Source organism: Burkholderia sp. MSMB1498, assembly GCF_001526245.1.
Classification (GTDB): Bacteria; Pseudomonadota; Gammaproteobacteria; order Burkholderiales; family Burkholderiaceae; genus Burkholderia; species Burkholderia savannae.
Genome location: NZ_LOYJ01000107.1, coordinates 44170 through 56058, shown reverse-complemented (window position 1 = coordinate 56058; position 11889 = coordinate 44170). Strand labels below are relative to the sequence as shown.

Sequence of the window (11889 nt, the reverse complement as noted above, 5' to 3'; positions counted from 1 at the left end):
TCATAGATTCCCATTGGACGCGCGCCGGCCAGCTATCCGATTAGTAGTCCATATCGGGTAGCCAGTTACCGGCGCGCGAAGAATTGAATGATGCTGACGGCCGCCTAGCGGCCGAGCATCATGGTCGCCTCAGTGCGTCGTGCGCGGATCGCGCGTGACACCGAGCGCCGCGAACAGGTGCTGTTGCACACGCCCCATCAGGCCGGCGGCGAACGCGTGGCGGCTGACCGTGACGCGATGCGCATCGACCTCGCCGTCGTCGCGCATGCCGGCTTTCAGCCCGCGCACGAAGGCATCGACCTGAAAGGCGGCGTAGTCGTACAGACGCACTTCGCCTTTCAGCTCAAGCCATGCGTCGGCGCAGACCGCGCCGAGGTCGACGGCGAATTGCAGTTCGATCGGTGCGCCGGTATCGAGCGGCGGCGCGTTGTCGAATCCTTCAATCACGGCGGTTCGGACGTACTGGCTCATTGCGCACCTCCGACAACGGTCATCGCAAAGGCCAGCTCGCGCAGTTCGCTCGCCATGCCCTGCACCAGCCAAAGCAGGTTGACGCGCGCGCCCTCGCTCATGTCTTGAAACGTCGTGAAGCCGTCGTCGGCGAACGCCAGCAGCAGCGATTCGAGGTGCATCGCACGGCTCGCGACGAAGTGAGACAACGCGAGCGTGCCGGCGAATTCGATGCGGCGGCCGTCGTTCATGTGGATCGACAACGCATCAGCCACGCCGCACCTCCGCACGCACGAGCGCCGCGATGGCGACGAGGGCCGCGCCGGTCGCATCGAGCGTGGATGGGTACGTGTCGGCGGTGGCTGCTTCGCGCAGCGCGGCGCGGATGATCGAGTGGATAAGGGGAACATTTCGCCCGGAATAGGCGTGTGTGCACTTGCGCATTGGGTGCGACCTCCGTTTTCGTGGTAACGAACCCGGCTCCCAACGCCAATTGGGGTGGCCGGGCACATGACAGGGTTGGCGTACCGGCGAAAACGGAAACCGGCGTGCCCGAGGGCACCCCCGCCAAGGCCCGACCGTTGAAGGCGTGCGTTGACGCGCGGACGAAAAAATACCGCCAAATGGCGGTCGTCCGCCGTTTTCAGATTCCGGACGCCAATCCGGGTCGCTGCTGTCTCAGCGACACGCATAGGATACCGCGCGAGGCCGCGCGGCGCAAATTTGCCGAGCGACAAACCCGAAACGACGAAGCGGCGCAGCCGCAGCCGGCCACACCGCGTCATGGCAAAGCGACTTTGGGTGCGCGCGATCGTCATGCGCTGAGCCCGTTTTCGATCAGCGTGACCGCGATGCGTTGCAGCCGCACGGCGGAGCGGGCGTGCTGGTCGTCGCCACGCGACCACAGCACGTCGATAATGGCGTCGATTTGCTGCACCGATTGGATCGGCGAGTGGCCGGCCTGCATCGTCCAACGCGTCGCCCACGTCGAGCACCGAGCCTTCCAGCTCGCTCGCGAAAATCACACGCGACACAGGCGACAGGTTGCCCGGCGCGATGAGCAACTGGGCAATTTGCGTCGCATGAATCGCCGCCAGTTGGCAGGCGTGGCTATCCGACGCCCAAAGAGCGGTCGACACGCGCTCCAGGAACACGGCCATCCGAAGCAGATCGAGATTGCCGCACGTCACGCGCGCATCTTCGAACGCCGTGCAAGCGTCGAGCCACGCGCGACACATCGCAGCGGTTCGGCGAGCTTCACCTTGGGTCATGCTTACGCTGCCTCCCGCGTCGTCAGGGCGTCGAGCCACGCGTCCACGTCGGCGACCACGAAGCCGATGGCGCGCGGGCCGAGTTTCACGGGGCGCGGGAACGTGCCGGCCTTGATGCGGCGACGGACCTCGCTTTCGCTGAGGCCAACGCGCTCCAGCAGCGCCGGCATTCGCACGATGCGGCGCGGTTGGATTGCGGTTGCTTGGAATTGAACTGTCATAAAGCCTCCTAGATGCTCCCTGCCAATCGCAAGGATTGGAGCGGAGTCTAGAAGGCTCGCGCATGCCAATCATATGATTGGCATGCCATCGGCTAGTGCTTCTTTCCAGCCGCGCGCTGAATGGTACTGCGTGCAACGCCCCATTGGTCGGCAAGTGTCAGTTCGATATCTTTGACTTGCTTGTCCGGGTGCGCGGCGACTAGGTCGTCGTACTGCCGTTTCACTTCGTCTTTGTCAGCCGCCGTGAGCTTCGTTCGCGCGAGGGTTCCCTTGATTTGGAAGCTCGCCCGCTTCGCGCGCATCTCGTCAACGGTCGAGCCAAGCTCCTCGATGTGCTGTTCGCGGGCTTCCAACTGCGCGAACAGTCTGCTCGCCTCGGTGGAAGACAGGCGTCCTGTCGCGCATACGCTCGCGAGCAGCAGCAGTTTTTCCGCGTGGATGCGGTAGTCCGTCACCGTTTCCAGATCGGGGTAGAAGATATCCAGTGCCGCGCGATCGATGCGAGCATCCAGTTCAGCACCAAATTGGTCTCGTGCGTAATCGTTACTCTGCACGTCCGACCTGAGCCATGCTTTGAGCCAAAAGGCGACGTTCGGATCATGCTCAACGTCCCGCGCGAGCCGGACGAGATGCTCGATGGCACGAGCAGCCTCGCGAATCGCAAGCCCCGACAGCAGTTGCGCATCAGTCAGTAGATCATGCGCACCGATGTACTGTCGGGCCATCATCAACAAGTTGCCGTCATCAGCATCGGCTTCGCCACCGCGCTTGAAGATGCTATACGCCTTGTACATCAAGTTTGTTGCGGCGCGTTGTGCCCAGGCCGGGTAATCCCATCTTTCCACGACTTCGGCCCGCCGCCAGCAATACACGTTTCGGCGACAAGCGCCTTCGATTTCCCAGTACCGTCCGAGGGTGGTCTCAATAAATCGCGCCAGGCTGAGAGCCATTTCCTGCCATTCGGGGCGGCGGCGGATTACATCACGGCGATCGAGCGGAGCGAGTAGATCAGCGAAGAAGTAATCAGAGAGCGGATTGATCGCGACGTGCCGATTACGCAGCGCGATTGTGTCAAGGCAATTCACTTCATAGCCAACGTCATCAACGACCGCGCCAAACGATCTGTACAGCCCTTGTAGCAGCAAGTAGCCTCCCTGAGAAAATGTGTGTGAATAGACGCGGCGGGTTGGCAAGCCCAATTCGAACGAAAACGTGAGCCTCTGCGACGTTAGAATGAATCCAGGACACCCCTCCATCACCACCCCTCGGCAAAGCCCCGCGCAACGGCGCCGGCCGTGACGATGGCTTCGCTCAGGCCAAGTCCGACCGTGCGCCCATCTCCACGACGCGGTTTGGCGGCAGACCTAATTGGGCAGTTACATCCAACTCGTTCTTGTAGAGCAGGATGAATAGACTCAGCAGCACGCGCCGCCCCAGGTTGCCGCCCACAGGCACCACTAACGATTCGCGGCCCAGATGGCCAGCGGCATACCACCGACGGTACGTGGAGACTGCGAGACTAGCGGAACAGGCACATTCTTCATATCGGCCATAGTGGTCGCTTCAGAAAACAGAAATAACGCACGCTAGGCCCGCGAGGCCAGCCTGGCTCGGAGTTTTGGCAATCGCGCAGCAAAGGCCTGACTGAGTCATCTGGTGTGCGTGACCTTCCCCCGTTCTCCCGGACGGATGTAATGACACGCCATGCTCTGTGCTAACGAAGATCAATGTTGAATGCCGCCGGTGAGGATTGTAGAAGTATTCGTTGTTGTCGAACACATCGGCACGCGCCTCATCGATATAGCCGTGCAGTGATCTGCCCCGTGCAGGTCCTCGCTGAGACCTAACACCCGTGAGTTGCAACAATCCCACGAGAAGCTCGTAATCTGGATCCATTTTTCTTGGGAAATTATGGGGAAATTATGGACTTGCCAAATTTTGCCAAACTAAGTAGGATGCTCGCATGAGCACGATGAACATTTCCTTGCCGGAAGCGCTGAAAGTATTTGTCGACGAACAAGTCAGTCAGCGTGGCTACGGCACCAGCAGCGAGTACGTCCGCGAGCTTATTCGTAAGGATCAAGACCGTCAGCGACTTCGCGATCTGTTGTTGCAGGGAGCTGCAGCAGCGCAGACGCCGGCCGTCGATGAGGGATATTTTGACTCCTTGCGTGCACGCGTACGGAACGCTCGCGGATGAAGGTTAAGCCACTTATTCCGAGAGCGTTGGCTAGGCAAGATGTCGATGACGCAGTGAGCTGGTATGTGAACGAAGACGCCGAACGAGCCGCGTTGGGCTTCATTGATGCTTTGGAACAAGCCTACGCTCACATATGTCGCCATCCGTCCTCAGGTTCGACGCGCTATGCATACGAGCTTGGCATTCCTGAATTACGTTGTTGGTCGTTGAAGCGCTACCCGTACATAGTCTGCTATGTGGAAAGGGACGACCACATCGATGTCTGGCGTGTTCTGCATGGCCAGAGAAATTTCGCCGATTGGCTCGTCAGTGAGCATTAAGAGACCCGTTTAGCCGAAACCGCCTTCAAGGGCCGACGCGACAAGAAACGAATTCGGGATACGCCGATACCCCAAAGCGGCCCACCATATACAACGCGCAGCTACTGTACCCCGACCAACTGATAGCCAGTCGTCCTCGAACGCGCGTCGAATCCGCCATTGGCAGCGCGTCGAAAGAAGCTGGCAACGTGCCAAGGCGGCCGCTTGCCGGATGCATGGGGAAGCCAGGCGTACGGGGATACCGTCGCCTTTCGGAATCGGCGAAAAATGTCGCAGTGTTAATACGTGACGCGCGAAGGGTGGCGCGTTTCCATTGCTGCGAAGACATGACGAGTTCGGGCGCGATGATGTGGCGACATCGCGTGACGAAATAAGTCGACGTCGGCGTGCCGTCAGTACGAGGTATTGGACGACTACTCGTGAGTGACGCGAAACGCGATGAACAAGGAAAAATGATGCTGGTATGCAACATCGGCCTTCGTCATTTCACTTTGGACGCATGTCGCCCTGGGTCCGATGCTTGTCGGAGGCTACGGCCACCCCGTGCACGGTGTACTTGCCGGGCGACGAGGGATTTTCGTCCTTTTCGTACTAAATCTGGCAGTTTCTCCTCAGAGCCTTTATTTATAAGGTTCTCAGAGGCCTGTGACTATTGTCAGTAGGCAAAAAATACGTCTGCGATAACATACCTGCCCGCGATTACGGATCGCGCGAACTTGACGGGAGGCAGGAGATGCCATGTCTGGAATTTCGCTATGAGGGAAAGGATCGTCTATCCGCCTCCAGTCACCGCGGCTTGATGTGCCTCGGCATCGTATCGCATCCGATCACCACCCCGTAGTCCAAGGTTGCGCAAGGTAGTGTTGTAATGGCAAACAGGTAAGATCGGGACTCATCAAACCTGCATCGTCTTCTGGACATCACGGTCCGTGGCAAAAATGACGAATGAGTCAGCGGATTCCATTGGGGCCAGCGGGCTTCGACCTGGGTGGGCCGGATATACGCATCGGCTTGCGCTTGATCCTCGAGCGAGCGGGCAGGTTGCGAAACAGCAGGACGGATCAATCGCGTTGTTCTTCTTGTTGTTCCTCATACCGCTGCTGTCGTTCGGCGCATTCGCGATCGACGTCGCGCGCGTGGCGGTGGTGCGCAACGAGCTGCAAAACGCAGCCGATGCAGCGGCATTGACTGGTGCGGCGGCGTTGATGCAATCCATCGACACCGGTCCGAACTGGGCGCAGGCCGTCTCGACGGCGAACGGCGCGGTGGCTCTCAACGCGTCGGATGGCGTGAAGCTTTCGGCCGGCATGGTCAAGGCGGGCTACTGGAACTTGGCCGGCAGCCCGGCCGGCATGCAAGCGACGACCATTACACCTGGAACCTACGACGCGCCGGCGGTGCAGGTCACGATGACGCGCGCGACGGGCGTCAACGGCGGGGCGATACCGTTACTGCTGGGAGGCCTGCTCGGGATCGATAGCGTGTCCGGCAGCGCGACCGCTGTGGCGGCGATCGCGGCACCGGGGGCGGTCGCTTCGGGCGGATTGTTTCCGATCGCGCTGGACCAGTGCGTCTACAACCAATATTGGAACCTGGCGACCAATCAGCCGCTCGTCAATCCGTCGACGAATCTGCCGTACGAATTCATCGTGACGAACGGACAGACATACGGCATGTCCTGCATGGCAGGCCAATGGACTTCATTTCAGTCGACGGCGAACGACGTGACGACGATGACGAACCTGATGGCGACCGGCAATCCGTCGCCGTTTGCCATCGGCGACAGTATCTGGCTCGTCCCGGGGGCGAAGACGGCGCTTTACAGATCGGTTCCGGTAGGGACGACCGTGGTGCTGCCGGTCGTCACGCAGACGTCCAGCAAGACCTATGTCGCGATCGTCGCCTTCGCCGCCTTCCATATCGACGCATCGGTCGGCGGGAGCGCCAAGTACATCCAGGGGCACTTCGTCAGCGGCGTCAAACTGACCGGCGTCGCAACCGGCGTCGGGCCGTATTACGGCGTCTACGCGCCGCCAAGGCTCGCGTTTTGAGCCGAGATTCGCACGCGACGCAGGATGCGATGGGCCGCGCTGATGCGTTACCTCGACGATCCGCAAGTCCCGATCGATAACAACTGGTGCGAAAACCAGAGTCGCCGCCGGAACTCCGGATCATGGTTCGGCCGACCTTTGCGGCTACCCGGTTTCTCTTCGGATTCTGTCGAAGGTAAGCACCTCGCGGCGGCCGTCCGCAACACGACGGCCGCGTGAGGCATGATCGGGCATCGGACTACCTGGTTATCATTGGCTGGCAATCAATCAGTAGACGCCGATGGGTCAGCCTGCCGAGGCAGCTTGGTGGCCACGTTCCAGGGCAACAGTTCGTCGATGCGGTTAATCGGATGGTCAGCGATATGGGTCAGGACGTATTCGAGGTAGGCGCGCGGGTTGATCCTGTTGAGCTTGCACGTCCCGATCAGACCGTACATCGCGGCAGCCCGCTCGCCGCCGCTATCGGAGCCGGCGAACAAGAAGTTCTTGCGCCCCAAACTCACACAGCGCAGCGCGTTTTCAGCCAGGGCGTTGCTGATCTCGGCGCAGCCCTCTTTGCCATACAGCACGAGCGCATCCCACTGGTTAAGCGAGTAACGGATCGCTTTGGCCAGCTCGGATTTCTTCGACAGCGTGGCGAGCTTGCCCGTCATCCACGCCTTGATGGCTGCAAGCAACGGCACGCTTTTCTCTTGCCGCACGCGCAGCCGTTCAGCAGCAGGTCGGCCTCGGATGTCGACCTCAACGCCGTAGAGCTCGCCGATCAATTCGAGTACCTGTCGGGTCGCGTCGGTCGGCGTGCGGTCGTGAACCTCGTAGATGTACCGTCTCGCGTGGTCCCAGCATGCCGCTTCACGGATCTTGCCGCGCTCGTACAGTTCGTTGAAGCCGCTGTAGGCGTCGGCCTGCAGGATGCCCGCGAATCCGGCGAGATGGGTCTGGGGATGGATGCCTTTACGGTCGGGCGAGTAGGCAAACCACACTGCAGCCGATTCCGCCGAACCCGAACGGCTGTCGTCGCGCACGTACACCCAGAGCCGTCCGGTCTTCGTCTTCTTGTTGCCCGGCGCAAGCACCGGGATCGGCGTGTCGTCCGCATGCAGCTTCGACGTTGCCATCGTGTAGCGGCGCAGCGCCTCGGTCAGCGGCTCGCAAAGCGCCTCGCACTGACCGACCCAGCGGCCCATGCTGGCCGGATCGAGCTTCACGCCGTCGCGCGCGGCAATCTGCGACTGCCGATACAACGGCGTGTGGTCCGCGTACTTCGAGACGAGGATGTCGGCCAGCAGGCTCGGATGGGCGATGCTGCGCGTGATCGGCAGGCCAGGCATGGACGGTTGCGAGATGTGGTGGCACGGGCAGACCCACTTGCGACGGATCGTGCGAATCACCTTGAACACCGCCGCGACCCGGGCGAGTTGCTCGGACACGTCTTCTCCGAATGGCTGCATGGCGCCGCCGCACTTCGGACAGGTCGCGTCAGCTTCCAGCACGCGTTCTTCGCGTGGCAGATGCGGCGGCAGCGCTTCCTTCGGCGACGCGTCGCCGGCCGGCGTGCCCGCACTCGATTGGCGGGCGCGTCGCATATCCGCGACGCCACGCTCACCCGTCAGATCTTCGAGCGCGGTTTCGAGCCGCGCGACCTCCCGGTCCAACTGCTCGGACTTGCGCCCGAACTGCATGCGCTTGAATTTGGCGATCTGCGCCTTGAGATGCTCGATCTCGAAATCACGCTCGGCAAGCTGAGCACGGGCCTCGACCAGCAAGGCCCGCAGCGTTTCAACATCGTCAGGAAGTTCGGCGCCGTTCGACATGCGGCGCAGTTTACGAGCCTTCCGCGCGGTTTACAACATCGACAGTGCCGCGGTACGACGCGGCTGCCTCCAATCGATGCCTTCGAGCAACATCGACAGCTGCGCCGCCGTCAGATGAACCTTGCCGCCATCGGCCTGCGGCCAGACGAAGCGGCCACGCTCAAGCCGCTTCGCGAGAAGCCAGAGCCCGTCCTCGGTTGCCCACATGACCTTCACGAGATCGCCCCGGCGTCCCCGGAAGATGAACACGTTGCCACCCAGCGGATTCTCCTCGAGCGCCGTCTGCACCTTCGCCGCCAGCCCCTGAAATCCGCAGCGCATGTCGGTGATGCCCGCAACAAGCCAGACGCGTGTACCCGTGGGCAGGGAGATCACGACCGCAGACTCCCCAGTACGACCCGCAGCGTATCGGCATCGACCACGCCGTCGACCTTGACGATCACCCCGCTGATCCGAATCTCGATCGTCCCGGTTCGCGGCGTCGGATGGTCGACGTCGGGGGCATCCGGTGGCATTGTCACCGGCGGCGTCTCATGAACCACCGCCACTGGAATCAGCGACGTCGATTCGACCTGCAATTGCGCGCGATACCGGCTCCGCCAGGTGAACAGCATGTTTGCGTTGATGCCATTCTCCCGCGCCAACTTCGCAACCGACACACCAGGCTCGCAGGCCGCGGCCGCAAGCCGGCGTCGAAACTCGGGATCATGGTTCGGGCGTCCCTTGCGGCTACCCGGCTTGGCTTCCGACTCCGTCACAGTGATGTCCATCAAATCCAAAATGATGGGCACCACTTTGATGTCGCTCTTCATCGCCGTCTACGACGGCCGTCGTGAGGTGCTTACTGTCGAAGTGATGTCCATCAAATCGAAAATGATCGGCATCACTTTGGTGCCGGTTCTCGACTCCGTCTACCACGGCCTCCACGAGGCGCTGATATGACTTACCACGCAACAGCAACTGCTGACGGACTACCGGATGCGACTGGGGCTAGTGGGCGCGACCGGGTGAAAGTGCCGGATTTTGCATCCAAATGGCGCGGCTCGGTAAAGTCGAGGACTTCTCAAATTATTGATTTAAAATGTGATTCAAAACAAACCGCCAGATTTAGTACGAAAAGGACGAATACCTCGACAAGGGGGCAATGGTGCGCTGATCGTCTTCACGTCGTTCGGTGCGTCGGTTGTCTGACGGTATTCACGGGCTTGCCCGCCGTATCACTGGAACCCATCACGTGTCGGAGGGCTGTTACCGGCAGAATATGACCCGCACACCGGAAGTCAGTGGTTCCCGGGGCTGTTCGTTGCTCGTATAAGCGTCCGCACTGAACTGGCGATACGTCTTACCGTTCACGGATACCTCGCCCTGCGTCGAGCGTTCGGTCATCGCCAAGTTGCTCGTTTTCCATTGGCGCACCGTCCCAGACGCGGAAGCGTGCGACGACTCCGCGATGTGCTTTGTCGTAATGTCAGCATCGGACCAGGGTTTGGCCTGCATCTTCTCGGTACGATGCCGTACTGAGCTCAACTTATCGGGTACAGTCCATGAACGGGCTTCGAAGGCTGGCGGGCGATCGAAGGTCTCGGGTTGCCATGCAAGCGCATGGCCTTCCCGCGGATCAATATAAACAACTAGCGGTTCGCTCATCATTACCATCGGAACACACCCCGAGTTTTCAGCTCGCGGCAGCATGGCGATCGTCTGTTGAACGTTGAGTGCATTCGCAGCATTTTGTTCGCTGAGAATGGCGAGCAACGCTTGGTTCGACAAGTTGGCCTGGGCGATCGCCTGCCCGCTACAGAATGCCAACATAAACAATGCGCTCCTCATGGTCGCCTCCATACAACTTGCTAGGCAAAAAGGGGTGCGGGCCCGGGGGAGCCAACACCCTCAAAGTAAGGGGAATATGGGAAGCATTATCCCCCTACGTGCGCACCCGGCCAACCAACTTCCACGGAAGACGCAGAATCTCGCACATGGCAACTCCTTTGCATATTTTAGGATGTGGTGCTCGTCGACACGACTTTCGGCGATACGTTGGTAGCCGGTGCTGCGCTTCGCTCCGTTGCGGGTCCACCTGTCCCGTCCGACGCGGGAGCGGCAACTGGCGCTGCCTGAGGCTCTGATGGGGGCTGCGTGGCCCTTGCGTCGCTATCCGTCGCCAAAGTGCCGTTAGGCTGTGAGTCGGTTTCGGGCAGGGCGTCCACGACTGGCGCGGATTTCTGTGCACCGACGCCTTCACCTGCCGGGCCAGCGGTAATTACCGGCGCGACAATCGGGGCAGAAACCGGGGTCGGAGTGGCAGCCGGCTCGACCGACAATAACGGAGCGCTGTTCGGTATCGTGGTGCTCATCGCTTGCTGTTTCGCGTTGTCGCCTTGATCCGCCGGCGCTACGCTCGAATCTGCCTGCGACGAAGGCGCCCCCGATGCAGCGCCGACTTCGTGACTGGACTCCGACGCTCGCTTCGTCTCGGCTTGAGACGGTTTCGCATTGACGGGCGCAGCCGCGATCGCCAGTGCCGGCGCGGTGAGCTCCGCGGGTACCGGCACCGCGACTGGTGCAGCCGAGGCAACCGGCGCCGCACTGGGTACCGCGGCAGCAGTTGCTGCCTGCGCGGCCGAAACGACAGGCGCTGCGATGCGTGCGGGAACACTGGCTGCTTCGCGTTGCGTGCTAGCGCGCGCAACTGTACTGATGGCGGCCGCGTTGTTTCCAACTCCCTCGAGCGGTGGCAAGCCTAAACGATGGCGCACCAGCGGATCACGGTACTTTTCGTCATCCGCCGCAACCGCTTCGACGTTGGCTGCATTGTTGGAGCGCGCGAGCGGTGCCGTGGTGCCCGGGCAAAGATGACCGGTCGCCTCAACAGCGCGCCGATTGGCATCGCTCTGGCATAGCAGGGCGAGCGCGACATCCGTCAGCCCCATGGCCCGAAACTCGCGGGCGTCGAGGCGACGAACGCAAGCCTGATCGACCAGCGTTGTCCCACCTGTTGCGCCGAACCCGGGAAGCGACAATCCGATGCTGAGGGAACCCATGCACGTGTCCGACAGCGTCGTGGTTAAACCCGGCGCCTGAATGGTCGGGTTCGTCTTGATAGTCTGCGTGCCGGAATAATTCACGTTGTCGGTAGTCTGCGTGTTGTACGGGCTCGAGCCTGGGGTTCCCACATCCTGGGCCGCGAGGGTCGCCGCTGGCGATGAACTGGTGCCGCTTGACGGCAACGACACATTGACTTGAACGTTCGAATTCCCGCTGCCGTGCACCTGCGACGAACTGTTGCTCGTAGCGTCTCCCCCCCGCGCATTCCCGCCGCGCGACGACGTCGTCGTGTTGATGGTGTTGAGGCTTGAGCCTCCCCCTTGCCCAATCGACACGGAATTGGACGCGGACTGCGCACTCGAATTCGAGTTTGATGTCGTCTGTGCGTGCCCGCTGATCGTGGCCAATGCAAATACTGTCGCGCACGCCACCTTGATCTTTTCGCTGTTCATACGATACTCCGGATTAGGTTAACCTCCCGACCCTAACAACCGAATCACTTCCCGGTTCCTGCTCT

Annotated in this window: 13 protein-coding genes and 2 pseudogenes; 5 read left to right on the top strand and 10 right to left on the bottom strand. The window is 61.1% G+C overall.

Annotated features, from left to right (window positions below; genetic code table 11):
- Window positions 1-129 precede the first annotated feature (129 nt).
- The 5 genes and pseudogenes from WS91_RS24410 to WS91_RS24390 form a co-directional block, all read right to left on the bottom strand.
- Entirely contained in the window at window positions 130-471 is a 342-nt protein-coding gene (locus WS91_RS24410; RefSeq protein ID WP_059584481.1) for a hypothetical protein, read from the bottom strand.
- A complete protein-coding gene (locus WS91_RS24405; RefSeq protein ID WP_059584478.1) occupies window positions 468-725 on the bottom strand; it encodes a hypothetical protein in 258 nt (85 codons plus the stop codon). The genes WS91_RS24410 and WS91_RS24405 overlap by 4 nt, the downstream gene beginning before the upstream one ends.
- Before the next feature lie 539 nt (window positions 726-1264).
- Window positions 1265-1721, bottom strand: a pseudogene (locus WS91_RS38025) (hypothetical protein).
- A gap of 2 nt (window positions 1722-1723) precedes the next feature.
- Window positions 1724-1942: a helix-turn-helix transcriptional regulator gene (locus tag WS91_RS24395; protein WP_059584475.1), complete on the bottom strand. Its 219-nt coding sequence runs from the start codon at window positions 1940-1942 to the stop codon at window positions 1724-1726.
- A gap of 92 nt (window positions 1943-2034) precedes the next feature.
- Window positions 2035-3087 (bottom strand): hypothetical protein, encoded by a 1053-nt coding sequence (locus WS91_RS24390; protein WP_226377205.1) that lies wholly within the window; start codon window positions 3085-3087, stop codon window positions 2035-2037.
- Between the two features lie 818 nt (window positions 3088-3905).
- Between WS91_RS24390 and WS91_RS34440 the strand changes: the two genes are divergently transcribed.
- From WS91_RS34440 to WS91_RS36280, 4 genes and pseudogenes are all read left to right on the top strand, one after another.
- Window positions 3906-4142: a ribbon-helix-helix domain-containing protein gene (locus WS91_RS34440; protein ID WP_066574974.1), complete on the top strand. Its 237-nt coding sequence runs from the start codon at window positions 3906-3908 to the stop codon at window positions 4140-4142.
- Window positions 4139-4462, top strand: coding sequence for a type II toxin-antitoxin system RelE/ParE family toxin (locus WS91_RS34435; RefSeq protein ID WP_082717742.1), 324 nt, complete (start codon window positions 4139-4141; stop codon window positions 4460-4462). Before WS91_RS34440 ends, WS91_RS34435 begins: the two co-directional genes overlap by 4 nt.
- A gap of 1070 nt (window positions 4463-5532) precedes the next feature.
- Window positions 5533-6513 (top strand): TadG family pilus assembly protein, encoded by a 981-nt coding sequence (locus tag WS91_RS24385; protein WP_226377204.1) that lies wholly within the window; start codon window positions 5533-5535, stop codon window positions 6511-6513.
- Window positions 6514-6540: 27 nt separating this feature from the next.
- Window positions 6541-6618 (top strand): annotated as a pseudogene (locus tag WS91_RS36280) (IS66 family transposase); the annotation flags it as partial.
- Window positions 6619-6776: 158 nt separating this feature from the next.
- Here WS91_RS36280 and tnpC read toward each other — a convergent pair.
- From tnpC to tnpA, 3 genes are read right to left on the bottom strand one after another with little or no spacing between them, the layout of a single operon-like run.
- Window positions 6777-8327 carry an IS66 family transposase gene (gene tnpC / locus WS91_RS24380; RefSeq protein WP_059584473.1) on the bottom strand — a complete coding sequence of 517 codons (1551 nt, stop codon included), beginning with the start codon at window positions 8325-8327 and terminating at the stop codon, window positions 6777-6779.
- A 30-nt stretch (window positions 8328-8357) separates the two neighbouring features.
- On the bottom strand, window positions 8358-8702 hold the full coding sequence (gene tnpB, locus WS91_RS24375) for an IS66 family insertion sequence element accessory protein TnpB (RefSeq protein WP_059584471.1): 345 nt from the start codon (window positions 8700-8702) through the stop codon (window positions 8358-8360).
- A complete protein-coding gene (gene tnpA, locus WS91_RS24370) occupies window positions 8699-9139 on the bottom strand; it encodes an IS66-like element accessory protein TnpA (RefSeq protein ID WP_082717739.1) in 441 nt (146 codons plus the stop codon). Before tnpA ends, tnpB begins: the two co-directional genes overlap by 4 nt.
- Between tnpA and WS91_RS36275 the strand changes: the two genes are divergently transcribed.
- Window positions 9126-9269 (top strand): hypothetical protein, encoded by a 144-nt coding sequence (locus tag WS91_RS36275; RefSeq protein WP_156432469.1) that lies wholly within the window; start codon window positions 9126-9128, stop codon window positions 9267-9269. The genes tnpA and WS91_RS36275 overlap by 14 nt on opposite strands.
- A 306-nt stretch (window positions 9270-9575) precedes the next feature.
- Here WS91_RS36275 and WS91_RS24365 read toward each other — a convergent pair whose 3' ends face one another.
- Both WS91_RS24365 and WS91_RS34425 read right to left on the bottom strand, forming a co-directional pair.
- A complete protein-coding gene (locus WS91_RS24365) occupies window positions 9576-10157 on the bottom strand; it encodes a hypothetical protein (protein ID WP_063889492.1) in 582 nt (193 codons plus the stop codon).
- 167 nt (window positions 10158-10324) lie between these two features.
- Window positions 10325-11824: a hypothetical protein gene (locus tag WS91_RS34425; protein ID WP_082758318.1), complete on the bottom strand. Its 1500-nt coding sequence runs from the start codon at window positions 11822-11824 to the stop codon at window positions 10325-10327.
- Window positions 11825-11889 lie beyond the last annotated feature (65 nt).